This is a genomic window from Enterobacter cloacae complex sp. 2024EL-00711 (assembly GCF_047529885.1).
GTDB classification, from domain to species: domain Bacteria; phylum Pseudomonadota; class Gammaproteobacteria; order Enterobacterales; family Enterobacteriaceae; genus Enterobacter; species Enterobacter ludwigii.
The window spans coordinates 113,363-139,321 of sequence record NZ_JBLIZC010000002.1 but is presented as its reverse complement, the minus strand read 5'-3'; the positions used below and the strand labels follow the sequence as shown (position 1 = coordinate 139,321).

The following is a 25,959-nucleotide window of genomic DNA, read 5'->3' as shown; positions in this document are numbered from 1 at the left end:
AAGGTTAAGAAATTATTGTAATTGTGAAATTTAATGATGGATTGTTTGTGAGGGATTACCTATGCGGCTGGCAAAAGGCGGCTTTTCTGGCTAGTATGTTGCGTTTTGTGATCGCGCGCACGGAAGCCTGCCCTAACCTGCGAAGTGTTATGTCATTACCCGATTCTTCTTTACCACATGAAGGCCATGTCGCCTCGGTATTACGCTCTCCCCGGCTGCTGATGCGTGAAACGCTGGCGGGCGTGATTACTGCCCTGGCGCTTATTCCTGAAGTGATTTCGTTTTCTGTCGTGGCAGGGGTTGATCCTAAAGTTAGCCTGATTGCTTCCGTGGTGCTGTGTCTTGCCCTGTCCGTGCTCGGCGGCCGCCCGGCAATGGTCACGGCGGCAGCGGGTTCCGTGGCGCTGGTGATTGGCCCGATGGTGCATCAGCATGGCGTGCAGTACATTTTGCCGGCCGTTCTGCTGGCCGGGGCGATCCAGATCCTCTTCGGCGTGCTCGGTATGGCGCGACTGATGCGCTTTATTCCGCAGTCGGTGATGACCGGGTTTGTTAACGCGCTCGGTATTTTGATTTTCTTCGCCCAGGTTCCCCATTTCTGGAGCCGAAGCCCGCTGATTGTGGGCCTGTTCGTGCTGACGCTGCTGATCGTCCTCTGGGTGCCCCGCTATATCAAAAGTATCCCCGCGCCGCTTATTGCCATTGTGGTGTTAACCCTGTTTACCGTGACCACCGGGCAAATCCTGCCGACCGTGGGTGACGAAGGCACCATGAGCGGTGGCCTGCCCGGGCTGACGCAGCTGCTTGTCCCGCTGAACACCGATACGCTGAGCATTATCTGGCCATGCGCATTAAGCATTGCATTTGTGGGCCTGCTGGAGTCGCTGCTGACGGCAAAACTGGTGGATGAGCTGACGGAAACCCCGTCCGGCAAGCGCCGCGAAAGCATTGGTCTGGGCATCGGTAACATTCTGGCCGGCTGGTATGGCGGTATCGCAGGCTGCGCCATGATTGGTCAAACCATTGTCAACGTGGAGATGGGCAAAGGCCGCAGCCGCATTTCCACTGTTGCGGCCGGTCTTGTGCTTCTGGTGCTGGTGACGGCGCTGAGTGAAGTGATGGCCCGCATCCCGATGGTCGTGCTGGCCGGGATTATGGCGATTGTCGCCGTCAAAACCTTCAGCTGGCATAGCCTGCAGCCCGCGACGGTGAAAAATGCCCCCATTGCGGAAACGGTCGTGATGCTGGTGACCGTTGCAGCCACGGTATCAACCGGTAACCTGGCCATTGGCGTGCTGGGCGGGATTATCGTGATGGCACTCCTTCCCGCCCGAATTAAGCGTCGGGTTAAAGAAGAAAAAGCGTTGCCAGCCCAAGAAAAATAAAGAAGCCGCCCGTATCGGTGATGGCAGTGATCATGACGCTCGACCCCACTGCGGGGTCGCGCCCGAGTTTTGTCATCGTCAACGGGATGATGACGCCCATCATCGACGCAACCAGCAGGTTCAGCACCATCGCCAGCATCATCACGCCGCCTAATGCCATATCGTCGTACAGCCACCAGGTAATGCCGCCCATAATTCCGCCCCACACCAGGCCATTAATCAGCGCCACGCCCATCTCTCTGAAGATCAGGAAGGCAAAGTTACCCGGCTGAATGTTCTCCAGCGCCAGCGCGCGAACAATCATGGTGATGGTCTGGTTGCCGGTGTTGCCGCCTATCCCGGCCACAATCGGCATCAGCGAGGCTAACGCGACCAGCTGCGAAATGGTGTGTTCGAAGCCATCAATCACGCGGGAGGCGATAAACGCGGTACAGAGGTTAATGGCAAGCCAGGCCCAGCGGGTTTTGACCGCCTTGCCCACGGAGGCATGGACGTCATCTTCGGCGCTGATCCCCCCAAGCGCACGCAGATCGTTATCGGTCTCTTCGTAGACCACGTCAACGATCTCATCGATTGTCAGACGTCCCATCAGCTTGCCGACCGAGTCCACCACCGCCGCACTCACGAGGTCGTCACGTTCGAAGGTACGCGCGGCTTTTTCCGCGTCATCCTCCGGCGAGAAGACCATCGGCTCGTTTTCCATGACCTCGCTCACCCGCCGCTGAGTGCTGTTGAGCAGGATCGTTTTCAGCTCCAGCTCACCGAGCAGGGTTTTATCCCGCGAGGTCACGAACAGTTTATCGGTGTTGCCGGGCATACTGCCCAGGCGGCGTAAATAGCGCTGCACCGTGCCGAGCGTGACGTCCGGGCGCACCGTGATGACGCCAAACTCCATAATTGCGCCAACGCTGTGTTTATCGTAGTGCATCACCTGGCGCACGCGCGCCCGCTCATCGGCAGGCAGCGAGGCCAGCAGTCGTCCGGTCAGGTTACGCGGCAGGTGTTGAACAAGGTAAATCTGCTCGTCGATATCCAGCGTTTGCAGGGCATCAAGAATATCCCGGTCGCTCATCTCATCGATAAGATCATCCCAGACGTTTTCCGACGCCTCCAGCAGCACCTGCCCGCGCTCGTGATCCTGCACCAGACGCCACAGGGCGTGACGCTCTTCCGAGGGAAGTGCTTCGAGGGTATCCGCCAGGTCGGGCGGAGGCAAATGGGCAACCAGTGCACCTACCTCAGCAATATCGTCGGCTAAAGTGCCGACATCATATTGCTCAGCCAGGGTCAGTTTGCCCAGTAACGCAGAAGTGACCGCTTTATCGGTCGTGAGAAGCCAGATGAGACGCGCACGTTCCTGGTCACGCTGCCGGGCGCTGTTTTTCTTTAATACCGACATCAATCATAAATCCATGAAATGAGATGGCATTAAGCATAGCGCGGGGATATGTAAATAAGAATAAACAACGGGACGGGATGCATAAAAAAGCGGCACATCGGCCGCGATTTTATCCCCTCTCCCGGTCGGAGAGGGTCAGACGAGACATCAGGCCGTGCGCGCTACCGCATCACGAGACGCTGCGTCGCGCTCCTCGCCGGTTAACTCGCTGAGCTTACCGTCGCGCATCTCCAGCAGACGGTCGGCATGAATGAAGTAGTGATCGTCATGGCTGATGGCGAAAATAGTTTTGCCCATCGCCTTCATCAGCGGCAGTAACACCTGATAAAACTCGCGGCGGAAATGCGGGTCCTGGTCTGCCGCCCATTCATCAAGCAGGATGATGTCACGCTCTTCAGCCAGTGCCAGCAGCAGCGCCACGCGCTTTTTCTGCCCCTTCGAGAGTTTCAGGTTCAGGATTTTACCGTCCTGAAGCTCAAGCTTATGGGACATCTGCAGTTGCCCAAGCCATTTCTCCACCAGCGCAGGGTTAGCCTGCTGCCCTTCCGGCCCCAGCAGGTGATCAAAGAGCCAGACATCGGTGAAGACCGCCGAGAAGAGCTTGCGATAATCCTCAGGTTTCTCCGCGCTCAGCGCTTTGCCATCCAGCAAAATCTCGCCCGATTGCGGCTGATATAAGCCTGTGAGCAGCATCGCCAGCGTGGATTTCCCGCTACCGTTACCGCCAATCAGGAACAGCAGTTCGCCGCGATGAATCGTCAGGTTTACCGGTCCGACGGAAAAAGCGTTGTCCTGATAGCGGAACATGACGTTACGCAGCTCCAGGGTTTGCCAGTTCGAGAAGGCCTGCGGGCGTGGGAATTCGGCTTTAAACGGTGCGAGATCGAATTTATTGAGCTTGTTAAACGCCACCTGAGCGCTCAGCAACGTTGGCAATGCGCCCACGGCGGAGAGGAGCGGTGTACGTAAAAACAGCAGCGTCAGTGAATAGGTCGCCGCGACGTTGGTATCCGCCCATCCCAGACTGTTCGCCATCCAGAAGACCAGGCCAATGGCGCCCAACATCATAATATTCGACCAGTTCACCGCGCTCAGGTGGAAGGTATCGGCGCGAATGATGTGATGCCGGTATTCGCGGGCATCAGGAATATAGAGATGGTTAAAGATATGCTCGGCACGCTCGCGATTCAGGGTCAGCTCTTTACGCCCTTCCAGCACGGTCTGGTAATCGTTATAGAGCTTATCCTCGGTTTCACGCAGCACCGCCATGTGTTTATAGACGCGCGACACCAGCAGAAAACCGCCCCAGATGGTGATAACAATCCACAGCGCAGTGACCGCCAGCATTTTTGTGGAGAGCCAGGCGAGATACGCCGCCGAACCAAAGGTCAAAATAATGCCCTGCACCAGCTCCGGCAGACGAACGAAGGCAATGGTAATGGCGCGCACGTCGCTGGTCAGCCCTGCCAGCAGGGAAGCACTTCCAAGCTGCTCAACGCGTTCTACCTGCGTGTCCAGAATACGCTTGATAAATTCACTGCGCAGACGGAAAACGAAATGGTGTCCCAGCGCCGTCAACGCCAGCTGCGAGCCGAGCGTCACCGCCATCAACAGCAGTAGCAGGCCAAGAAACTCCGGCAGGACGGCGAGTGAGGTATCGACCATTTCAATCAAGCGCACGTTAATAAACGCGATCAGGCCGATACCTAACGCGGCGCTGGCGAGGCTTAACGCCATGACGGCAATGAAGGGCCAGCGATACTGACGCCAGACGAGGAGAAGTAGTTGCATGCAGGCAATCCGGGCAATAAAAATCAGCCAGCAGTTTAAACTGCCGGACGGTTACATCAAGAATAATTCTTATTTTTATTGGCCACGGGATGCCTGCCGGAACGTCAGGTTAAGGCGGAACTCGCCGGTCTGAGGATGTACTCCCGGTTTGAGGGGCTGAATGCCGTGATAAAAAAGCCGCGATTCCCTGCCCCAAACCACCACATCACCGTGCTCCAGCATGAGCCGTTTCAGCGGATCGTTACGGCGTAATCCGCCAAACTGGAAGACCGCGGGCAGGCCTAAGGATACCGAGACGATCGGCGCGCGCAGATCGGGTTCATCCTTGTCCTGATGCAGCGAGAGCTTTGCCCCCACGGCGTAGCGGTTAATCAGACAGGCATCCGGGCGAAAGTCGGCATAGCCCGCTTCAACGGCGGCGTCATGGCAGAGCGCCCGAAAAACGTCAGGCATCGGCGGCCATGGCTGGCCGGTTACAGGATCGCCCGGGGCATATACATAGCCCTGCGCGTTTGTCGCCCAGCCCAGTTCTCCGCAGTTCGTCATCGCCACCGACATGGTGTACCCCCCGGGCGTCACCATGTGTCGAAACGGCGAGACCGCCGCCACCTCATCGATGCCGGCAAGCAGCGCCGCCGCGCGGGAAAGCGCAAAGCGGCGCAGGATCACCGCGCCGGGCGCAAGGGGCTCCTGCCAGGGTTCCGCATCCGCAAAAAGATCGAGCATTATCCCTCCGGGTTCTTTGCCTCACGTTTCAGTAACAACGCCTTTCGTTCTGTCCCCCAGCGGTAGCCCGAAAGCGCACCGTCGTGACGAACAACGCGGTGGCAGGGGATGATAACGGCCAGTTTATTTGCGGCACAGGCTCCCGCCACCGCACGGACAGCGCCTGGGCTACCGATCGTCTGCGCCACCTGGCGATAACTTGCCGTTTCACCGCGGGGAATGTCACGAAGCGCCTGCCACACACGCTGCTGGAAAGCGGTGCCCCGAATATCCAGCGGAAGTGCCAGCGGCACGGTATGGTCATCGATAGCGCTAATCACCCGCTCAATACGCCGGGCGAATTCTCCTTCCAGCGTTTCTCGCTCTGCTTTTGGAAACAGCGTCAAAAGCTCCTCGGTTAATGTCGCATCGTCGTCACCCAGCAGAATCGCGCAGATCCCGCGCTCGCTTTCACCCACCAGGCAACGGCCTAACGAACACTCACCAATCGCATAACGCACGGCCACATCCCCTTTCCGGTACTGCTTCGCCGTCATGCCCAGCGCAGCGTTGGCTTGACGATAATAGCTACTGCTATCAGGAAACCCGGCGGCCAGCACGGCATCGGTAATTTTGTCCCCCTGCGCAAGAGCGGTACGCAGGCGTTGTACCCGCGCCGCCTGTTGCCAGGCTTTAGGCGTCATACCGGTAACGGACTTAAACAAGCGGTGGAAGTGGAAAGGACTCATGGCGACCTGCTGCGCCAGCATTTCCAGCGTTAACGCGGGATCGCGCTCCAGCAGACGGCAGGCATGTTCAACTTTTGCCAGCGTCTGTTCCTGCGGATCGCGTTTGTCCGGCTTACAGCGTTTACACGGGCGAAACCCTGCCTGAAGGGCATGATCTACATCGGGGTAGAAGCGGACATTTTTACGTAATGCGTGGCGGGCACGGCAGGACGGACGACAGACGATCCCCGTCGTTTGCACGGCAAAGACAAACTGATCGTCAGCACGCGGATCGCGAGCCAGCACGGCCAGCCAGCGATCGTCATCGGTAGTAAAGGTCGGGTTTTTCATCATCAGCTCCTCTTACAAGCATACATACAGCGTGCCCGAGTGCCACTGATTAAAAACCCGCAACCTTGCTTTTTAATTCTTATCACTCACCAGGAAGCTGTCGAACTGCGGCGAAATCCAGGTTTTGAAGCCATCAGCCTCTTTGGTGATCATATAGACAGCCAGTCCTTCCTGGCGGACCACCTCTTTGGCTTTCTCCGGACCGAGGACCATTAAACCGGTATCCCAGGCATCGGCTTCCAGCGCGGTGGGGGCAATGACCGTCACCGAGACCAGATTATGCGCGATTGGGCGGCCGGTCTGCGGATCGATGACATGCGAAATCCGCTTCCCGTCGAGCTCATAATAGTTACGGTAGCTCCCGGAGGTGCTGATACCGTGACCGTTGATATCCACAATCGCCTGTACGGCGTTTTGCTGGTCGGTCGGTTTTTGAATCGCCACTCGCCACGGATTACCGCTGGCATTCATGCCGCGGCTGACTAACGCACCGCCCACGGACACCAGGTAACGCGAAATACCTTCCTGGGCCATCAGCGCGGCCAGATGATCTGCCGCATACCCTTCCCCTACCGTCGACAGATCAACAAACAGATCGGGAATATCTTTTTGCAGGTACTGTTGCCCGTACTGGTTGATCACCGTCAGGTGCTGCAACCCTGTCCGGGCGCGGGCGTCATCTATCGCCGCCTGGTCAGGTGTGGTGACAGGCTGCTTGTTCGGGCCAAACCCCCACAGGTTAACCAGCGGCCCCACGGTCACGTCCATCGCGCCGTTGGTCTTGTAGCCCACGCGCATTGATTCGGTCACGATATCGGCCATTGCTTCGCTCACCGGCCACAGGGAAGTGCTGGTAGAGAGGTTAAAGCGCATCAGCGCAGAGTCATTTTTGTAGGTCGAAAGAAGCTGATCGTCGGCGTCCAGCTGCGACTGAATTTTGCTGCGAAGTTCGTCAGCGCGTGTCTTATCGAGATTCATCACGCTGACACGCCAGAATGTGCCCATCGTTTTGCCTTCCAGCACCGTCGCCGCGGGAGCATCCGTTTTGGCCACAGGCGTGGAAGAGTCACATGCTGTCAGGAAAAAAAGTATAGCCAGGAAGCTGGCGCGTAAAAAAGTCATGTCCATTCATTATTATCCTCATGCCAGGGCGGCAAGAGTACACCAAAAGGGTGAATTGTAAGAACCGAAAAGGCACGAAAAAGGGGCCATAAGGCCCCCTTTGTCACACGATGAAGCGATTAGAACTGGTAAACCAGACCCAGCGCTACGATATCATCAGTACCGATACCCGCCTGACGGGTGAATTCATTTTCATCAACCAGGTTGATTTTGTAATCAACGTAGGTGGACATGTTTTTGTTGAAGTAGTAAGTCGCACCAACATCAACATATTTCAGCAGATCCTGATCGCCGTAACCTTCGATGTCTTTACCTTTGGACTGCAGGTAAGCCACGGATGGACGCAGACCGAAGTCGAACTGGTACTGAGCAACCACTTCGAAGTTCTGTGCTTTGTTAGCAAAGCCGTAAATGTCGCTGCTGCTCTGAGAGTTACCGAAACGGGTTGCGTTATAGGTCTGAGAGTACTGCGCCGCCAGGTAGATGTTGTTGGCGTCGTATTTCAGGCCACCAGAGTAAACTTCAGCACGATCGCCTTCGCCTTTCAGCGCCAGGTTAGCGGTGTCGTTCTGGTCAGCAGTACGTTTAGAAGAAGACATCGCACCACCGATGCTGAAGCCTTCGCCCAGGTTGTAGGTCACAGACGCGCCGTAACCGTCACCGTTCTGTTTCAGGGTGCTACGACCGGAATCGTTTTCACCGCTTACGCTGCCGTTTTTACCCTGATACTGCAGAGCAAAGTTCAGACCATCAACCAGACCAAAGAAATCCTGGTTACGGTAGGTTGCTACGCCGTTAGCACGGGATTGCAGGAAGTTGTCTGCACCGTAGGTGTCGCCGCCAAATTCTGGCAGAACGTCAGTCCAGGATGTTACGTCGTAGATCACACCGTAGTTACGACCATAATCGAAAGAACCCGCGTCAGCGAATTTCAGACCCGCGAACGCTACACGCGTCCAGGACTGGTTGTCGCTTTCAGAGGTGTTGCCCTGAATCTGGTATTCCCACTGGCCGTAACCGGTCAGCTGATCGTTAACCTGGGTTTCGCCTTTGAAGCCAAGACGCATGTAAGTCTGGTCGCCATCATTGCTCTTGTCGTCAGAGAAATAGTGCAGACCATCAACTTTGCCGTACAGATCTAATTTGTTGCCATCTTTGTTATAAATTTCAGCCGCATTTGCTGCGCCTGCCACCAGCAGAGCTGGTACCAGGAGGGACAGTACTTTAACTTTCATTTTATTAACCCTCTGTTATATGCCTTATAATTGCCACTGCTTACTGATTAACCCTCATTAACCAGTCGGCAATTTCATTCTCCGCAAAATTACAGAATAATCCAACGGGAATATGATACGAAAACTTTGAAAATGTTTCATTTCACGAGAAACATGTTTCAAAATGTAAATATCAAGGAACTTTTACAAAGCACAGAGAGCTTAAGAATTTAGCACTTATCATCAAGCGAGAAGAAAAAACATTTAAATTCAGTAAACTACATTAAAAATATTTACAGCACTGAATGACAAAACAAGATCGGCCGTTATCTCTAAAATAACTCTCGCTATCATCATTAACTTTATTTATTACCGTCATTCAGATTTGAATGTCTGTTTATCCCTAATTCTACCGAATGCCTGGCATTCGGTTTTTTTTTACCTTTCTTTACGTAGCATGCGTTTTTTTGTGCTACCGCACTGAAATTGTAACGACTATTAACTAAATTCGTTTCCTCTCTCCTCGAGAACCGCGTCATTACTGCAAATCTCAATTTCTTGTTAATTCGTGCTATTTACCGGTATGTATCGTTTTTTATTTGTACACTCTCACTCGCTTTGTACATGTTTCATGCAATGGCGTTCTCCGATATTGTCAGTCGAAAAAGTGGCGGGTTCAAAGAGCGTGACGCTGGAAATTCAGGTATTACCCTTTATACTGCCCTATCGCCATAGAGCACGACCATTACGGGTTAAAGATATCAATGAGTCAGACTGAAACTACCGCTCCGAGCAAATTCTCCCTCTTACCCGGGAGCATCACCCGTTTCTTTCTTCTTTTGATCGTTGTGCTGCTAGTCACAATGGGGGTTATGGTTCAGAGCGCGGTTAACGCCTGGCTGAAGGACAAGAGCTATCAGGTTGTTGATATCACCCACGCCGTCCACAAGCGCATTGATACCTGGCGCTATGCAACCTGGCAGATTTACGACAACATCGCGGCCGCGCCGGCAACCTCTTCCGGAGACGGGCTTCAGGAGACTCGCCTGAAGCAAGACGTCTATTATCTGGAAAAACCACAGCGCAAAACCGAAGCGCTGATCTTCGGCTCTCATGACAGCGCAACGCTTGAGATGACCCAACGCATCTCAACCTATCTTGATACCCTTTGGGGTGCCGAGACGGTGCCGTGGTCGATGTACTATCTGAACGGTCAGGACAACAGCATGATCCTGATCTCAACCCTGCCGCTAAAAGATCTCTCTTCTGGTTTCAAAGAGACGACCGTGGGCAGCATTGTCGATTCCCGCCGGGCAGAAATGCTGCAGCAGGCGAACGCCCTTGATGAACGTGAGAGCTTCTCATCTCTGCGCCGCCTCGCCTGGCAGAATGGCCATTACTTTACGCTGCGTACCACCTTTAACCAGCCAGGCCATCTGGCGACGGTGGTGGCCTTCGATTTGCCCATCAATGACTTGATTCCACCGGATATGCCGCTCGACAGCTTCCGTCTGGAGCCGGACAGCAGCACTCAGAATATGCGTGCCGCATCGGATAAAGAGGCCGCAGAGAGTGTATCGATCTCCTTTAACGGCTCGAAAATCGAAATTGCCTCTTCGCTGAACTCAACTGGTATGCGTCTGGTGTGGCAAGTGCCGTTCGGCACCCTGCTGCTTGATACGCTGCAAAATATCCTGCTGCCCCTGCTGCTGAATATCGGCCTGCTGGCGCTGGCGCTGTTTGGCTACAGCACGTTCCGCTTCCAGTCAGGGCGTCAAAGCGATGCCGCCCCGGTCCCGGCAGGAACCAGTAACGAACTGCGCGTGTTGCGCGCGCTGAATGAAGAGATTATTTCCGTGCTGCCGCTTGGGGTGCTGGTTCACGATCAGGAAGCCAACCGTACGGTGATGAGCAATAAAATTGCTGACCACCTGCTGCCTCATCTCAATCTGCAGAACATCACCGCTATGGCGGATCAACATCAGGGCGTGATTCAGGCCACCATTAATAACGAGCTGTATGAGATCCGACAGTTCCGCAGCCAGATCGCCTCCCGCACGCAGATCTTCATCATCCGCGATCAGGATCGTGAAGTGCTGGTGAATAAAAAGCTCAAGCAGGCACAACGTCTGTATGAGAAAAACCAGCAGGGGCGCGCTGCTTTTATGCAGAATATTGGCGATGCCTTCAAGAAGCCGTTAAAAACGCTGGCTACCCAGGCGGCGGCGCTGAATACATCTGAAAGCCATCAGCTTGCCTGCCAGGCCGACTCGCTGGTGCGCATGGTAGAAGAGATCCAACTGGCGAATATGCTCGAAAATGATTTCTGGAAAGGAACGCCGACCCTCTTCTCTATCCAGAATCTGATCGATGAAGTGGTGCCTGAGGTCCTGCCCGTGATCAAGCGCAAAGGGCTGCAGCTGCTGATCAATAACCATTTACCGGCGAATGATGAACGCCACGGCGATCGCGAAGCGCTGCGTCGCATTCTGCTGATGATTATTCAGTACGCCGTCACCACCACCCAGATCGGCAAGATCACCCTGGAAGTCAGTACCGACGAGTCGGCTGAAGATCGCCTGACGTTCCGCATCCTGGATACCGGGGAAGGCGTAACGACAAGCGAAATCGATAATCTGCATTTCCCGTTCCTGAATGACACCCAGAGCGATCATTACGGCAAGGCCAATGCCCTGACCTTCTGGCTGTGCGATCAGCTGGCACGTAAGCTCGGTGGCCATCTGAATATCAAGGCCCGCGAATCACTTGGCACGCGTTACTCACTGCACGTTAAAATGGCGGCGAATCCACAGGAAGAAGACGAAGAACGCCTGCTGGATGATGTGGTCGTGATGGTGGATGTGACCTCGAACGAGATCCGCAATATTGTGGTTCGTCAGTTAGAAAACTGGGGCGCGGCCTGCATAACGCCGGATGAAAGACTCTCAAGTCAAGAATTTGATCTGTTTTTAACTGATAATCCGTCTAATCTTACTGCCTCCGGCTTGCTTTTAAGCGATGATGAGCCAGGCGTGCGAAAAATCGGCCCAGGCCAGCTGCGCGTCAACTTTAATATAAGCAATGCGATGCAGGAAGCTGTACTACAACTAATAGAAGAGCAACTGGCGCAGGAAGAGATAGCGGAATCACCGTTAGGCGGCAATGAAAATGCCGAGCTTCACGCCAGCGGATACTATTCACTCTTTGTTGATACAGTACCAGATGATGTTAAGCGGTTGTATACTGAGTCCGCTGCGAATGATTTTGCAGCGCTGGCACAGACAGCACACCGGCTTAAAGGGGTGTTTGCCATGCTTAATCTGGTTCCCGGCAAGCAGTTATGTGAAACGCTGGAACATCTAATTCGTGAGAAAGATGCCTCTGGCATTGAAAAATACATCAGCGACATTGACGCCTACGTCAAAAGCTTGCTGTAGCAAGGTAGCCTTATACATGAACAATATGAACGTAATTATTGCCGATGACCATCCGATTGTACTGTTCGGTATTCGCAAATCACTTGAACAGATCGAGTGGGTGAATGTAGTCGGTGAATTTGAAGACTCTACAGCACTGATCAATAACCTCCCAAAGCTTGATGCGCATGTGCTCATCACCGATCTCTCCATGCCTGGGGACAAATACGGTGATGGGATCACACTCATCAAATATATCAAACGTCACTTCCCGGACATTTCGATCATTGTTCTGACCATGAACAACAACCCGGCCATTCTCAGCGCCGTGCTGGATCTGGATATCGAAGGGATTGTGCTGAAACAGGGTGCGCCGACCGATCTGCCAAAAGCGCTCGCTGCACTGCAGAAAGGCAAGAAGTTCACGCCTGAAAGCGTCTCTCGTCTGCTGGAAAAAATCAGCGCCGGTGGCTATGGCGACAAACGCCTGTCTCCGAAAGAGAGCGAAGTTCTGCGCCTGTTCGCCGAAGGTTTCCTGGTCACCGAGATTGCCAAGAAGCTGAACCGCAGTATTAAAACCATCAGTAGCCAGAAGAAATCAGCAATGATGAAACTAGGTGTGGATAACGATATTGCGCTGCTAAACTATCTCTCCTCCGTTACGCTGAGCGCGTCGGATAAGGATTGATGTTTACTGGGTGTGCGGCCTGATGGCCTCACCTCCTCCCCCTCCCGGCGTGTGAGGGAAACAACAAAAAAGGCCCTGACGGGCCTTTTTTTATACTCTCGCTTTTCTGACCCGCTCCGCATACACGGAAATCGTCTGTTTCAGGACGTCCAGCGTCACCGGTTTCGACAGACAACTGTCCATCCCTGACTCCAGACAGCGCTGTTTCTCTTCCGCCAGCGCATTCGCCGTCACGCCCACGACCGGCAACGTCAGGCCAAGCTGGCGTATACGCTGCGTCAGACGGTAGCCATCCATATTCGGCATGTTGACGTCGCTAAGAACGATATCAATGTGGTTTTTACTCAGCACGTTCAGCGCATCCACGCCGTCATTGGCGGTTTTGCACTGATAGCCAAGCGAACCCAGCTGGTCTGCCAGCAGGCGACGGTTAATCGGATGGTCATCCACCACCAGAATCATCATATCGTCATTCAGCGATGCCAGCGCATCCGGTGACGGCAATTCCGTCGCCCCATCGCTATCTTCCAGCTGCACGCTGTAAATACGTGCCAGCAGGCTCATGAGCTCATGCGGCGTCGCCACGCTGTGCACCCATTCACCCGGAGCTCGTTCGACCGGAATACCGATATGGCGACGGCAGAAGTGAACCACCCCTCTGCCCTGCCAGGGTTGTTCCAGCACCTCGTCGGTGATCAGCACGTCGTCGACATCCGGCGTTTGCCCTTCATAGCGGGACACGCGCACGCCGCTGTGGGTAAGAAGCGCCGTCAGGTAATCATTTAGTGAGGCATTGTGTACTGCCAGCCAGCAGCGCTTATCGCTCAGGCCGTCCACCACCGCTTTTGCCGGGTACTGGGCAGAATAGAGCGGAATGCGGATAGTAAACTGGCTGCCCATGCCTGGCTCGGTATCAACGGAGATATCGCCGTCCATCATGCTCACGAGCTTCTCACAGATCGCCAGACCCAACCCGGTCCCCTGGAAGTTACGCTGTACGCCGGTACCGACCTGGAAGAACGGGTCAAACAGACGCACCACTTCTTTCGCCGGGATACCCACGCCGGTATCACGCACGCGAATACTCAGGTAGTCCCCTGCCCGACACACGTGCAACACAATGCAGCCGATATCGGTAAATTTAATGGCGTTACTGAGCAGGTTAGAAATGACCTGCTGCAGACGCATCGGATCGCCATGCAGCGTCAGCGGCACGTCCGGCTCAATAAAGCAGTAGAGGCCCAGCTGTTTACGCACCACCAGCGGCAGATAGTTGGCGCTGATGTGGTTCATCACCTCGCGCGGAGAGAACTCCCGCGGCTCAATTTTCAGCTGCTCCGACTCAATTTTGGAGAAATCGAGAATATCGCTGATGATTTTCAGCAGCAGGCTGGAGGAGTTATTCATCGCCGTCACCAGGCGATCGACCCCTTTCGGCAGCTCTTTGGTCTGGAGAAGATCAAGGTTACCGATAATCCCGTACAGCGGGGTACGCAACTCGTGGCTGACGGTGGCAAGGAACATGGATTTCGACTGGCTGGCCTGCTCGGCGGCCTGCGCCATCTCCTGCAACGACTCTTCCATCTTCACACGCGCCGAGACGTCTACCAGGACGCAAATTGCCACGTTCTCATTACGATAGCGGGAGTGCACAAAGCTGATTTGCAGGTTCGTGTGCGTGCTGGTCAGCACGTCAACGAAGTTCACCTGCTGGCCACAGATAATCTGCGTCAGCCTCTGTCGGTCCTCATGCGTCAGCATGTTCAGGTAGTTATGCGCCAGCTCGTTACTGAGGATATTGGTCCCGTCCTGCGTGCGCAGGATGCAGATCCCCACCGGCGCCGAGGCGACAATCTTGCGGTTAAACTGCTCGTGCTCTTCCAGCCGCTGGGCGTCGCTTTCGGCGGGTATAAAGATTTTGCGCTCATACATTCGCGCCAGGGTAAACAGCGCCCCCCCGGCCAGCAGGTTCAGCAAAATCGCGTTCATGATAAGAATGCGGATCCGCTCAAGCACCATATCCACGGGCAGCGAATAGACAATACTCAGCGACGAAGGCGGCAAGCTCTTTTTAAGCACCAGCTCACGGAAGCCTGAGGTATAGCCAAACCACGACCGCTCCTGCATCCAGTGCGGATCGACGTTCAGTCGATTATCCGGACCGGCAAGTGAGATCAGGGTATGTCCGTTTTCATCCAGAATGGTCACGCCCATCGGCAGACTGCCCGGCGTGAAGAAGTTTTCCATGCGAATGGTCTGTTCAATCCCCAGCAGCGCCTGCAGACGATTGCCCAGATAGACCGGCGTGAGGGCGTAGAAATAGCCCACGCCCATGCGTGGCCCCTGGCTTATCCAGAAGATGTTATTCCCGCGCTCGTCCTGCGGCGCATTGCGATATTTCACAATACGTTCGTGCAGGCTTTTCAGCGCATCATCGCGCTCAACGGGCACATCGCGCAGGCCAAAGTCGGCCATGCAGAGATTTTCACTGCCAATCAGGAAGACGCGGTTCAGATCATAGGCGGCGGAAAAGTTGTCACGCCAGTAGCGCATAAACCAGGAGAGCGACTCCAGTGAACCACGCCAGGTGCTGCCCATCGCAGAGCAATCGGAATCCGGAAACAGCGGCTCGAAATTCGGTACTTCGGTTTTGTCATTACGCCCACGGATGGCAAGAATGCCGTTTTCCGCGGTCAGCCGATTCTCGGCAATGTACTTCAGCTCCTTCATCACGTCGGACGTTCGCTGAATATAGCGCTGGGCCTGATCGGAGCTTAAGTTAAACTCCTGGCGGATCTCCGCTTCTTTCTGATGAAGGGCGTTAACGATGTAAAACACCGACAATAATGCCACCAGCAACCAAAGCAAGAGCGCCAGCGCCCGAAACAGATAGCGAGAGACTTTCAGCGTGGTACGAAAGGAGACGAGGTATTTCAAAGGGGCGAGGCTCCGCCGTCGGGGTCAAAAAGAATGTGGTTAAGGTAGCGGTAAACGCGCCTTGTCGCAACGTTCACTTATCTGCTTGTGCAAAAGAAAAGGGCCGGAAACCGGCCCTTTTTGCATCAGGAGACATTACTCGTCAGCGTCATCCGCTGCATCATCTTCGGTATCGGCTTCTGGTGCGATTTCATCATCACCTTCTGCGACGCTACCGTCGATGGAGTCGAGTTCTTCGTCATCCACAGGCTCAGCTACACGCTGCAGACCCACGACGTTCTCATCTTCCGCGGTACGGATGAGGATCACACCCTGAGTATTACGGCCAACCACGCTGATCTCAGATACGCGTGTACGCACCAGCGTACCGGCATCCGTGATCATCATGATCTGGTCGGCATCGTCTACCTGTACCGCACCCACAACGGATCCGTTGCGCTCGGTAACCTTGATAGAGATAACGCCCTGCGTGCCACGAGACTTGGTCGGGTATTCGCTTTCGGCAGTACGTTTACCGTAGCCGTTCTGCGTGACGGTCAGGATAGCACCTTCACCGCGCGGAACGATCAGGGAAACGACGGTATCTTCACCGGCCAGTTTGATACCACGAACACCTGTTGCAGTACGGCCCATTGCACGAACCGCGTTCTCTTTGAAGCGCACCACTTTACCGGCGGCGGAGAACAGCATCACTTCATCGGAACCGGAGGTGAGGTCAACGCCAATCAGTTCGTCACCGTCGTTCAGGTTCACCGCGATGATACCGGCAGAACGTGGACGGCTGAATTCGGTCAGCGCGGTTTTCTTCACGGTACCGCTGGCGGTCGCCATAAAGACGTTCACGCCTTCTTCGTACTCACGTACAGGCAGAATCGCGGTGATACGTTCGTTCGCTTCCAGCGGCAGCAGGTTCACGATTGGACGACCACGCGCACCACGGCTCGCTTCTGGCAGCTGATAGACCTTCATCCAGTACAGACGACCACGGCTTGAGAAGCAGAGGATCGTGTCATGGGTGTTTGCCACCAGCAGACGGTCAATAAAGTCTTCTTCTTTAATACGTGCTGCCGATTTGCCTTTACCGCCACGACGCTGTGCTTCGTAGTCGGTCAGCGGCTGATACTTCACATAGCCCTGGTGAGACAGGGTGACCACCACATCTTCGCGGTTGATCAGATCTTCAATGTTGATATCAGAGCTGTTCGCCGTGATTTCGGTGCGACGCTCATCGCCGAACTGATCGCGGACCAGTTCCAGCTCTTCACGGATCACTTCCATCAGGCGCTCTGCGCTACCCAGGATATGCAGCAGCTCGGCAATCTGTTCCAGCAGTTCTTTGTATTCGTCGAGCAGTTTTTCGTGCTCAAGGCCAGTCAGTTTCTGCAGACGCAGATCCAGAATCGCCTGGGCCTGCTGTTCAGTCAGGTAGTACTGACCGTCACGCACGCCGAACTCAGGCTCCAGCCATTCAGGACGCGCAGCATCGTCGCCAGCGCGTTCCAGCATGGCGGCCACGTTGCCCAGATCCCACGGACGGGCAATCAGAGACGCTTTCGCTTCCGCAGGGGTTGGTGCACGGCGAATCAACTCAATGATTGGGTCGATGTTTGCCAGTGCAACGGCCAGCGCTTCAAGGATATGCGCACGGTCGCGGGCTTTACGCAGTTCGAAAATAGTACGGCGAGTCACCACTTCACGGCGGTGACGCACAAACGCGCTCAGAATATCTTTCAGGTTCATGATCTTCGGCTGACCATGGTGCAATGCAACCATGTTGATACCGAAGGAGACCTGGAGCTGAGTCTGGGAATACAGGTTGTTCAGTACAACCTCGCCCACCGCGTCGCGTTTGATTTCAATCACGATGCGCATGCCGTCTTTATCAGATTCGTCACGCAGCGCGCTGATGCCTTCAACACGTTTTTCTTTTACCAGCTCGGCGATTTTTTCAATCAGACGCGCTTTGTTCACCTGATACGGGATCTCGTGAACAATGATGGTTTCACGGCCGGTTTTGGCGTCCGCTTCCACTTCGGCGCGGGCACGGATATAAATCTTGCCACGTCCGGTGCGGTACGCTTCTTCAATACCACGACGACCGTTGATGATCGCCGCCGTCGGGAAGTCTGGACCCGGGATGTGTTCCATCAGCCCTTCAATGCTGATGTCTTCATCCTCAATATAGGCCAGGCAGCCGTTGATCACTTCCGTGATGTTATGCGGTGGAATGTTGGTTGCCATACCGACGGCGATACCGGACGAACCGTTCACCAGCAGGTTAGGGATTTTCGTTGGCATAACGTCCGGAATGCGTTCCGTGCCGTCATAGTTATCAACGAAATCAACCGTCTCTTTTTCCAGGTCAGCCATCAGCTCATGGGCAATTTTCGCCAGACGGATTTCCGTATAACGCATTGCCGCGGCGGAGTCGCCGTCGATAGAACCAAAGTTACCCTGACCATCTACCAGCATGTAACGCAGCGAGAATGGCTGCGCCATTCGGACGATAGTGTCGTACACCGCGGAATCACCATGGGGATGGTATTTACCGATTACGTCACCAACGACACGGGCAGATTTTTTGTAGGCTTTATTCCAGTCATTGCCCAATACGTTCATGGCGTATAGTACGCGACGGTGTACCGGCTTCAGGCCATCGCGGACGTCCGGCAGCGCACGGCCAACAATGACCGACATCGCATAGTCCAGATAGGAGCTCTTCAGCTCTTCCTCGATGTTAACCGGTGTAATTTCTCTCGCAAGGTCGCTCATCTAACCGCTATCCCTCTACTGTATCCCGGATTCAAAGGTCGCAAATTATAACACAGCCGCGGTGATTGAGGTAAACCAATAAGCTTTATTCAACCGCGCGGGCTGATATACTCCGAAGTCTTGCAAAATAAGGAGTAAAAGCGCCCATGAATGCCGAAAAATCCCCGGTGGCTCACAACGTTGACCATGAAGAGATTGCCAAATTCGAAGCGGTGGCATCCCGCTGGTGGGATCTCGAAGGTGAGTTTAAACCTCTGCACCACATTAACCCGCTGCGTCTGGGCTATATCGCGGAGCGTTCCGGCGGCCTGTTCGGTAAGAAAGTGCTCGACGTCGGCTGCGGCGGCGGCATTCTGGCAGAAAGCATGGCGCGCGAAGGGGCCACCGTCACCGGTCTGGATATGGGCTTTGAACCGCTGCAGGTTGCCCGTCTTCATGCGCTGGAATCTGGAGTGCAGGTGGAATATGTGCAGGAAACCGTCGAAGAACATGCGGCGAAGCATGCCCATCAGTACGACGTGGTGACCTGTATGGAGATGCTGGAGCACGTTCCCGACCCCCAGTCCGTGGTTCACGCCTGTGCAAAACTGGTGAAACCGGGCGGCCAGGTCTTCTTCTCGACGATCAACCGAAACGGTAAAGCCTGGCTGATGGCGGTCGTCGGGGCGGAGTATGTGCTGCGTATGGTGCCAAAAGGCACGCACGACGTGAAGAAATTCATCAAGCCTGCTGAATTACTGAGCTGGGTTGATCAGACGTGGCTCAAGGAGCAGCACATCACCGGTCTGCATTACAATCCATTGACCGATAAATTCAAACTCGCACCGGGTGTAGATGTTAACTATATGTTGCATACAACCGCCAAAAACGACTGACGTCATCCATTATTCTTATAAAGATTGCGCGACATCATGTTGCGCAATTCTGACCTCCCGTTGAAGAAATCAGCACTCGATCAAATTTTGAATTTTTTTTCTTAATTATTGACATCTCTTCCAGGCCTTACGGTACGAGGACTTAGCCTTTTTTACCCTTTGACAACCTCAATTTAACGTCAAAATCAACCCTTGTGCTGAAAAGATTCGATACTAGAATACTCACCATATAGCGTTTTTCTTATCGCAAACCCCCTATATGTAGTATTTATCCACAGAGTTAGTCACAAGACGGATCTGTGGATAAGCGGGGGATATTTTTTATTTCACGGACAGGTAAAACCCACATGAATCAGAGTCTGCTGGTGACTAAGCGCGACGGTACCACCGAGCGTATCAATCTGGACAAAATCCATCGTGTTCTCGACTGGGCAGCAGAAGGACTGAATAACGTATCTATCTCCCAGGTTGAACTGCGCTCTCACATTCAGTTCTACGATGGCATCAAGACGTCTGATATCCACGAAACCATCATCAAGGCTGCGGCGGATCTCATCTCCCGTGAAGCCCCGGATTATCAGTACCTCGCTGCACGTCTGGCGATTTTCCACCTGCGTAAAAAAGCGTACGGCCAGTTTGAGCCGCCAAAGCTTTACGATCACGTGGTGAAAATGGTTGAGCTGGGCAAATACGACACGCATCTGCTGGAAGACTATACGGAAGAAGAGTTCGAGCAGATGAACGGGTTTATCGATCACTGGCGCGACATGAACTTCTCTTACGCGGCGGTGAAGCAGCTCGAAGGCAAATACCTGGTTCAGAACCGTGTGACCGGTGAGATCTACGAAAGCGCCCAGTTCCTCTATATTCTGGTGGCCGCCTGCCTGTTCTCTAACTACCCGCGTGACACCCGTCTGGAATACGTGAAGCGTTTCTACGATGCGGTTTCCACGTTCAAGATTTCTCTGCCTACGCCAATCATGTCTGGCGTGCGTACCCCAACCCGTCAGTTCAGCTCATGCGTCCTGATCGAGTGTGGTGACAGCCTGGATTCCATCAACGCGACCTCCAGCGCCATCGTGAAATATGTCTCCCAGCGTGCCGGTATCGGCATCAACGCCGGTCGCATCCGTGCACTGGGTAGCCCGATTCGCGGCGGTGAAGCGTTCCACACCGGCTGTATCCCGTTCTACAAACACTTCCAGACCGCGGTAAAATCCTGCTCTCAGGGCGGCGTACGCGGTGGTGCAGCCACCCTGTTCTACCCAATGTGGCACCTGGAAGTGGAAAGCCTGCTGGTACTGAAAAACAACCGTGGCGTTGAAGGCAACCGCGTTCGTCACATGGACTACGGCGTACAGATCAACAAGCTGATGTACACCCGTCTGCTGAAAGGTGAAGACATCACCCTGTTCAGCCCGTCCGACGTTCCGGGCCTGTATGACGCGTTCTTCGCCGATCAGGATGAGTTCGAGCGTCTGTACACCAAATACGAAAAAGACGACAGCATCCGTAAGCAGCGCGTTAAGGCGGTTGACCTGTTCTCCCTGATGATGCAGGAACGTGCCTCTACCGGCCGTATCTACATTCAGAACGTTGACCACTGCAACACCCATAGCCCGTTTGACCCGGTGGTTGCGCCAGTGCGCCAGTCTAACCTGTGCCTGGAAATCGCCCTGCCGACCAAACCGCTGGAAGATGTTAACGACGAAAACGGCGAAATCGCGCTCTGCACCCTCTCTGCTTTCAACCTGGGCGCTATCAAGAGCCTGGAAGAGCTGGAAGAGCTGGCGGTGCTGGCCGTGCGTGCGCTGGATGCCCTGCTGGATTACCAGGACTACCCAATCCCGGCGGCAAAACGTGGAGCAATGGGCCGTCGTACCCTCGGTATCGGCGTTATCAACTTTGCCTACTGGCTGGCGAAACACGGTAAGCGTTACTCCGACGGCAGCGCGAACAACCTGACCCACGAAACGTTCGAAGCGATTCAGTACTACCTGCTGAAAGCCTCCAACGAGCTGGCGAAAGAGCAAGGCGCGTGCCCGTGGTTCAACGAAACCACCTATGCGAAAGGCATTCTGCCGATCGATACCTACAAGAAAGACCTGGATGCGATTTCTAACGAACCGCTGCATCTGGACTGGGAAGCGCTGCGTGAATCCATCAAGACTCACGGCCTGCGTAACTCCACGCTGTCTGCCCTGATGCCGTCTGAGACCTCTTCGCAGATCTCTAACGCCACCAACGGTATTGAACCACCGCGCGGCCACGTCAGCATTAAAGCGTCGAAAGACGGTATCCTGCGTCAGGTTGTGCCTGACTACGAGCTGCTGAAAGACAACTACGAGCTGCTGTGGGAAATGCCAAACAACGACGGTTACCTGCAGCTGGTGGGGATCATGCAGAAGTTTATCGACCAGTCGATTTCTGCTAACACCAACTACGACCCGACGCGCTTCCCGTCTGGCAAGGTACCGATGCAGCAACTGTTGAAAGACCTGCTCACCGCCTACAAATTTGGTGTGAAAACCCTGTACTATCACAACACCCGTGATGGTGCGGAAGACGCTCAGGATGACATGGCACCGTCAATTCAGGACGATGGCTGCGAAAGCGGCGCATGTAAGATCTAATGAAGGGCGGGGATATCCCCGCCTTTATTTCGTAAGACAGGACTCCAATTCATGGCATACACCACCTTTTCACAGACGAAAAACGACCAGCTCAAAGAGCCGATGTTCTTCGGGCAACCGGTCAACGTGGCACGCTACGATCAGCAAAAATATGACATCTTCGAAAAGCTGATTGAAAAGCAACTCTCCTTCTTCTGGCGCCCGGAAGAAGTTGACGTCTCTCGCGATCGTATCGATTTCCAGGCGTTGCCGGAGCACGAAAAGCATATCTTCATCAGCAACCTGAAGTACCAGACGCTGCTGGACTCCATTCAGGGCCGTAGCCCGAACGTGGCGCTGCTGCCGCTGATCTCCATTCCGGAGCTGGAAACCTGGGTGGAAACCTGGGCGTTTTCTGAGACCATCCACTCCCGCTCTTACACCCACATTATCCGCAACATCGTTAACGATCCGGCGGTGGTGTTTGACGATATCGTCACTAACGAGCAGATCCAGAAACGTGCTGAAGGTATTGCGCACTACTACGACGAACTGATCGAGATGACCAGCTACTGGCATCTGCTGGGCGAAGGCACCCACACCGTGAACGGCAAAACCGTCACCGTGAGCCTGCGTGCGCTGAAGAAACAGCTTTACCTGTGCCTGATGAGCGTTAACGCACTGGAAGCCATCCGCTTCTACGTGAGCTTCGCCTGCTCCTTCGCGTTTGCGGAACGCAAGCTGATGGAAGGTAATGCCAAAATCATCCGTCTGATCGCCCGTGACGAAGCCCTGCACCTGACCGGCACCCAGCATATGCTGAACCTGCTGCGCAGCGGTACAGACGATCCGGAGATGGCTGAGATTGCCGAAGAGTGCAAACAGGAGTGCTATGACCTGTTCGTGCTGGCCGCTCAGCAGGAGAAAGAGTGGGCAGACTACCTGTTCCGCGACGGCTCCATGATTGGCCTGAACAAAGATATCCTGTGCCAGTATGTTGAGTACATCACCAACATCCGTATGCAGGCGGTCGGGCTTGAGCTGCCGTTCAAGACCCGCTCTAACCCAATTCCGTGGATCAACACCTGGCTGGTATCCGATAACGTGCAGGTTGCGCCACAGGAAGTGGAAGTCAGTTCTTATCTGGTCGGGCAGATTGACTCTGAAGTTAACACCGACGACCTGAGCGACTTCCAGCTCTGATGAGCCGCGTAACGCTTAGCCTTTCCGGTACCGAAGTGCTGTGCCGGGAAGAACACCCTTCCCTGTTGATTGCGCTTGAGGCGCATCAGGTTGAAGTGGAGTATCAATGCCGCTCAGGCTATTGCGGCTCATGTCGCTGCCGTTTAGTCGCCGGACAAGTGGACTGGCTGACCGAACCGCTGGCCTTCATCAACGAAGGTGAAATTTTGCCCTGCTGCTGCCGGGCAAAAGGCGATATAGAGATTGAGATGTAAACCGCCCCTCCGGGCGACATAAAAAAGGGCCTTACGGCCCTTTTTCTTTTACTTCAAAAACTGCACGGCTTTATCCGGGAAATCGGTGAACAGCCCGTCCACCCCGGCCTGGTTATACAGCACGTCGTACAGCTGGTTTACGTCCGTCACATAAGCCGGTAGCTGTTCCGCACGCACCGTATACGGATGAACCTGCATATGACTGGCGTGCGCCTCTTTCACCATTGCCGTCAGCTTGACGTGGCCTGGCGTTGAGCCTTCCGCCACCAGCATATGGTAATCCGGTCCGATACCGTCGGCGTACTGCGCGATCTGTTTCATTGCGCCCGGCTTAAACATCCAGTCGTAGTTGTAATTCACCCACGTGCCGTCGGGCTGTTTCTCCTGAGTTTCATTCCAGTCGGTGTAGGCAATCAGCTGTACCAGATTGAGATCCATCCCTCTCTTTGGCGCCAGCTCGGTTTTGATGCGCTTCAGCTCAGCGGCGTCAAAACACTGCAGATAGACTTTGTCGCGCTTGCTGGTGTAGCCGTACTTTTTCAGCACGTCCAGCGTCTTCGCGGCAATGTCCTTCCCTTCCTGATGGTGGAACCACGGCGCTTTTATCTCCGGGTAGATGCCGATGTTTTTCCCGGTTGAGTGGTTCAGTCCCTGAACAAACTCAATCTCTTCTTCGAAGGTATGAATGCGAAAATCAGATTTACCCATCGGGAAACGTCCCGGATAGACCTGCACCTTCTTGCCGTTTTCAACCTCGAAACCCTCGGTAAACTTCAGCGAACGAATCTCATCCAGCGTAAAGTCAATGGCGTAGTAGCGACCATCTTTGCGGGCGCGGTCCGGGAAACGCTCAGCCACGTCCGTCACGCGGTCAAGATAGTGGTCATGAAGGACGACCAGCTGATCGTCACGGGTCATCACCAGATCCTGCTCGAGATAATCTGCCCCCTGCGCATAGGCCATCGCTTTTGCCGGGAGCGTGTGCTCTGGCAGATAGCCGCTTGCGCCGCGATGGGCGATAACCATTTTCTCGTTAGCCAGCGCTGAGCCTGTCATCAGGCCCGCCAGCAGCAGGCCCGTTGCTACGTAAGTTAATTTCATCAGCCTTCTCCTTATTGACGACGCGCCTGCATTTCGGCGTGATGACGTTTTTCACCAATCATCACCACAATCAACAGCAGCACCGCCAGCACGCTACCGCCAATCATCACCATAAAGCCGCCGTCCCAGCCGAAGAAGTCAACGGTGTAGCCCACAATGGCGCTCGCCGCGACCGAACCGCCCAGGTAACCGAACAGACCGGTAAAGCCGGCCGCCGTACCTGCCGCTTTCTTCGGCGCCAGCTCCAGGGCATGCAGACCAATCAGCATCACCGGGCCGTAAATCAGGAAGCCAATGACGATCATACAGGCCATATCGATTGACGGGTTACCCGGCGGGTTGAGCCAGTAAACCACGGTGGCAATGGTCACCAGCGTCATAAAGAAGACGCCCGTCGCACCACGGTTACCCCGGAACACTTTGTCCGACATCCAGCCGCAAATCAGCGTCCCCGGGATCCCGGCGTACTCATAGAGGAAGTAAGCCCAGGAGGATTTATCCAGCGCGAAATGCTTCACCTCTTTCAGATAGGTAGGTGACCAGTCGAGGATGCCGTAACGCAGCAGGTACACGAAGACGTTGGCCACCGCGATATACCACAGCAGTTTGTTGGGCAGGACGTACTTCATGAAGATCTGTTTGGCCGTCAGCTCTTCTTCATGCTGCTCGCTGTAATCATCCGGATAGTCGTTTTTGTACTCTTCAATTGGCGGCAGGCCACAGGACTGCGGCGTGTCACGCATCAGGGCGAAAGCGATAACCGCCACCAGAATGGCACCAAAGGCAGGCATATAAAGCGCGGCTTTCCAGTCGTTAAACCACGCCATCCCCAGCAGGAACAGCAGAGGTGGAATACCGCCACCGACGTTATGCGCGCAGTTCCACACCGACACGATGCCGCCACGCTCTTTCTGCGACCACCAGTGCACCATGGTGCGCCCGCACGGCGGCCACCCCATTCCCTGGAACCAGCCACAGAGGAACAGCAGCACGAACATCACGGCGATGCTGGAGGTTGCCCATGGCACAAAGCCCATGAACAGCATCACCGCTGCCGCCAGGATCAGACCCGCAGGCAGGAACACGCGTGGATTCGATCGATCGGACACTGAACCCATGATGAATTTGGAAAAACCATAGGCGATAGAGATCCCCGACAGCGCGAACCCCAGATCGCCACGAGAAAAGCCCTGCTCCACCAGATACGGCATGGCGAGCGCAAAGTTTTTACGTACCAGGTAGTACGCCGCGTACCCGAAGAAGATCCCCAGGAAGATTTGCCAACGCAGACGACGGTATAGCGGATCAATTTCTGCCTCTGGCAGACGCGCCCGATGCGGCGCAGGTTTGAAGATACTGAGCATGACAGCCTCCGTGGCCAGGTATTGAATTTACAGGGGTTTAAC

General features: G+C 54.6%; 17 protein-coding genes. 7 read left to right on the top strand and 10 right to left on the bottom strand.

The genetic code is table 11. From position 1 onward, the window contains the following. Window positions 1-95 precede the first annotated feature (95 nt). Window positions 96-1,385 carry a SulP family inorganic anion transporter gene (locus ACMVME_RS07045; RefSeq protein WP_068794824.1) on the top strand — a complete coding sequence of 430 codons (1,290 nt, stop codon included), beginning with the start codon at window positions 96-98 and terminating at the stop codon, window positions 1,383-1,385. Here the strand turns inward: ACMVME_RS07045 and mgtE are convergent. The 6 genes from mgtE to ACMVME_RS07015 all read right to left on the bottom strand — a co-directional run bounded on the left by mgtE (window position 1,348) and on the right by ACMVME_RS07015 (window position 8,716). Then, on the bottom strand, window positions 1,348-2,784 hold the full coding sequence (gene mgtE, locus ACMVME_RS07040; RefSeq protein ID WP_068794825.1) for a magnesium transporter: 1,437 nt from the start codon (window positions 2,782-2,784) through the stop codon (window positions 1,348-1,350). The genes ACMVME_RS07045 and mgtE overlap by 38 nt on opposite strands. Window positions 2,785-2,931: 147 nt before the next feature. Next, window positions 2,932-4,575: a multidrug ABC transporter permease/ATP-binding protein gene (locus ACMVME_RS07035; protein WP_068794826.1), complete on the bottom strand. Its 1,644-nt coding sequence runs from the start codon at window positions 4,573-4,575 to the stop codon at window positions 2,932-2,934. A gap of 75 nt (window positions 4,576-4,650) precedes the next feature. Beyond that, complete coding sequence (gene alkB, locus ACMVME_RS07030; RefSeq protein ID WP_020883168.1) at window positions 4,651-5,301, bottom strand: DNA oxidative demethylase AlkB; 651 nt, start codon at window positions 5,299-5,301, stop codon at window positions 4,651-4,653. Then, on the bottom strand, window positions 5,301-6,359 hold the full coding sequence (ada, locus tag ACMVME_RS07025) for a bifunctional DNA-binding transcriptional regulator/O6-methylguanine-DNA methyltransferase Ada (protein ID WP_025203605.1): 1,059 nt from the start codon (window positions 6,357-6,359) through the stop codon (window positions 5,301-5,303). The genes alkB and ada overlap by 1 nt, the downstream gene beginning before the upstream one ends. Window positions 6,360-6,431: 72 nt before the next feature. After that, on the bottom strand, window positions 6,432-7,487 hold the full coding sequence (gene apbE / locus ACMVME_RS07020; protein WP_068794827.1) for an FAD:protein FMN transferase ApbE: 1,056 nt from the start codon (window positions 7,485-7,487) through the stop codon (window positions 6,432-6,434). A 113-nt stretch (window positions 7,488-7,600) separates the two neighbouring features. Next, window positions 7,601-8,716 (bottom strand): porin OmpC, encoded by a 1,116-nt coding sequence (locus ACMVME_RS07015; RefSeq protein WP_020883165.1) that lies wholly within the window; start codon window positions 8,714-8,716, stop codon window positions 7,601-7,603. Window positions 8,717-9,459: 743 nt separating this feature from the next. Here ACMVME_RS07015 and rcsD point away from each other — a divergent pair. Beyond that, complete coding sequence (rcsD, locus tag ACMVME_RS07010) at window positions 9,460-12,132, top strand: phosphotransferase RcsD (RefSeq protein WP_068794828.1); 2,673 nt, start codon at window positions 9,460-9,462, stop codon at window positions 12,130-12,132. A gap of 16 nt (window positions 12,133-12,148) precedes the next feature. Then, a complete protein-coding gene (rcsB, locus tag ACMVME_RS07005) occupies window positions 12,149-12,799 on the top strand; it encodes a response regulator transcription factor RcsB (RefSeq protein ID WP_006176468.1) in 651 nt (216 codons plus the stop codon). A gap of 90 nt (window positions 12,800-12,889) precedes the next feature. Here rcsB and rcsC read toward each other — a convergent pair whose 3' ends face one another. Together rcsC and gyrA are read right to left on the bottom strand one after the other, a co-directional pair. Continuing rightward, window positions 12,890-15,736 (bottom strand): two-component system sensor histidine kinase RcsC, encoded by a 2,847-nt coding sequence (gene rcsC, locus ACMVME_RS07000; RefSeq protein ID WP_014170962.1) that lies wholly within the window; start codon window positions 15,734-15,736, stop codon window positions 12,890-12,892. 135 nt (window positions 15,737-15,871) lie between these two features. Beyond that, window positions 15,872-18,508, bottom strand: a complete 2,637-nt coding sequence (gene gyrA / locus ACMVME_RS06995) for a DNA topoisomerase (ATP-hydrolyzing) subunit A (RefSeq protein WP_014170963.1) — start codon at window positions 18,506-18,508, stop codon at window positions 15,872-15,874. Window positions 18,509-18,654: 146 nt separating this feature from the next. Here gyrA and ubiG point away from each other — a divergent pair, with 146 nt between their 5' ends. The 4 genes from ubiG to yfaE all read left to right on the top strand — a co-directional run bounded on the left by ubiG (window position 18,655) and on the right by yfaE (window position 23,452). Then, the gene (ubiG, locus tag ACMVME_RS06990; RefSeq protein WP_068794829.1) at window positions 18,655-19,383 is read left to right on the top strand and encodes a bifunctional 2-polyprenyl-6-hydroxyphenol methylase/3-demethylubiquinol 3-O-methyltransferase UbiG; all 729 of its coding nucleotides are present in this window, start codon (window positions 18,655-18,657) and stop codon (window positions 19,381-19,383) included. A gap of 347 nt (window positions 19,384-19,730) precedes the next feature. Further along, on the top strand, window positions 19,731-22,016 hold the full coding sequence (gene nrdA / locus ACMVME_RS06985) for a class 1a ribonucleoside-diphosphate reductase subunit alpha (protein ID WP_020883162.1): 2,286 nt from the start codon (window positions 19,731-19,733) through the stop codon (window positions 22,014-22,016). 51 nt (window positions 22,017-22,067) lie between these two features. Beyond that, the gene (gene nrdB, locus ACMVME_RS06980; protein WP_014170966.1) at window positions 22,068-23,198 is read left to right on the top strand and encodes a class Ia ribonucleoside-diphosphate reductase subunit beta; all 1,131 of its coding nucleotides are present in this window, start codon (window positions 22,068-22,070) and stop codon (window positions 23,196-23,198) included. Continuing rightward, window positions 23,198-23,452: a class I ribonucleotide reductase maintenance protein YfaE gene (gene yfaE, locus ACMVME_RS06975; protein WP_014170967.1), complete on the top strand. Its 255-nt coding sequence runs from the start codon at window positions 23,198-23,200 to the stop codon at window positions 23,450-23,452. The genes nrdB and yfaE overlap by 1 nt, the downstream gene beginning before the upstream one ends. 48 nt (window positions 23,453-23,500) lie before the next feature. Here yfaE and glpQ read toward each other — a convergent pair whose 3' ends face one another. Both glpQ and glpT read right to left on the bottom strand, forming a co-directional pair. Beyond that, entirely contained in the window at window positions 23,501-24,553 is a 1,053-nt protein-coding gene (glpQ, locus tag ACMVME_RS06970) for a glycerophosphodiester phosphodiesterase (protein ID WP_068794830.1), read from the bottom strand. Window positions 24,554-24,564: 11 nt separating this feature from the next. Then, on the bottom strand, window positions 24,565-25,917 hold the full coding sequence (gene glpT, locus ACMVME_RS06965; protein ID WP_025203601.1) for a glycerol-3-phosphate transporter: 1,353 nt from the start codon (window positions 25,915-25,917) through the stop codon (window positions 24,565-24,567). Between the last annotated feature and the right edge of the window lie 42 nt (window positions 25,918-25,959).

Excerpts from the sequence above, each read along its gene's own strand:
- ACMVME_RS07045 (WP_068794824.1), top strand. The coding sequence starts at position 96 with ATGTTGCGTTTTGTGATCGCGCGCACGGAAGCCTGCCCTAACCTGCGA.
- mgtE (WP_068794825.1), bottom strand. The coding sequence starts at position 2,784 with ATGTCGGTATTAAAGAAAAACAGCGCCCGGCAGCGTGACCAGGAACGT.
- ACMVME_RS07035 (WP_068794826.1), bottom strand. The coding sequence starts at position 4,575 with ATGCAACTACTTCTCCTCGTCTGGCGTCAGTATCGCTGGCCCTTCATT.
- alkB (WP_020883168.1), bottom strand. The coding sequence starts at position 5,301 with ATGCTCGATCTTTTTGCGGATGCGGAACCCTGGCAGGAGCCCCTTGCG.
- ada (WP_025203605.1), bottom strand. The coding sequence starts at position 6,359 with ATGAAAAACCCGACCTTTACTACCGATGACGATCGCTGGCTGGCCGTG.
- apbE (WP_068794827.1), bottom strand. The coding sequence starts at position 7,487 with ATGGACATGACTTTTTTACGCGCCAGCTTCCTGGCTATACTTTTTTTC.
- ACMVME_RS07015 (WP_020883165.1), bottom strand. The coding sequence starts at position 8,716 with ATGAAAGTTAAAGTACTGTCCCTCCTGGTACCAGCTCTGCTGGTGGCA.
- rcsD (WP_068794828.1), top strand. The coding sequence starts at position 9,460 with ATGAGTCAGACTGAAACTACCGCTCCGAGCAAATTCTCCCTCTTACCC.
- rcsB (WP_006176468.1), top strand. The coding sequence starts at position 12,149 with ATGAACAATATGAACGTAATTATTGCCGATGACCATCCGATTGTACTG.
- gyrA (WP_014170963.1), bottom strand. The coding sequence starts at position 18,508 with ATGAGCGACCTTGCGAGAGAAATTACACCGGTTAACATCGAGGAAGAG.
- ubiG (WP_068794829.1), top strand. The coding sequence starts at position 18,655 with ATGAATGCCGAAAAATCCCCGGTGGCTCACAACGTTGACCATGAAGAG.
- nrdA (WP_020883162.1), top strand. The coding sequence starts at position 19,731 with ATGAATCAGAGTCTGCTGGTGACTAAGCGCGACGGTACCACCGAGCGT.
- nrdB (WP_014170966.1), top strand. The coding sequence starts at position 22,068 with ATGGCATACACCACCTTTTCACAGACGAAAAACGACCAGCTCAAAGAG.
- yfaE (WP_014170967.1), top strand. The coding sequence starts at position 23,198 with ATGAGCCGCGTAACGCTTAGCCTTTCCGGTACCGAAGTGCTGTGCCGG.
- glpQ (WP_068794830.1), bottom strand. The coding sequence starts at position 24,553 with ATGAAATTAACTTACGTAGCAACGGGCCTGCTGCTGGCGGGCCTGATG.
- glpT (WP_025203601.1), bottom strand. The coding sequence starts at position 25,917 with ATGCTCAGTATCTTCAAACCTGCGCCGCATCGGGCGCGTCTGCCAGAG.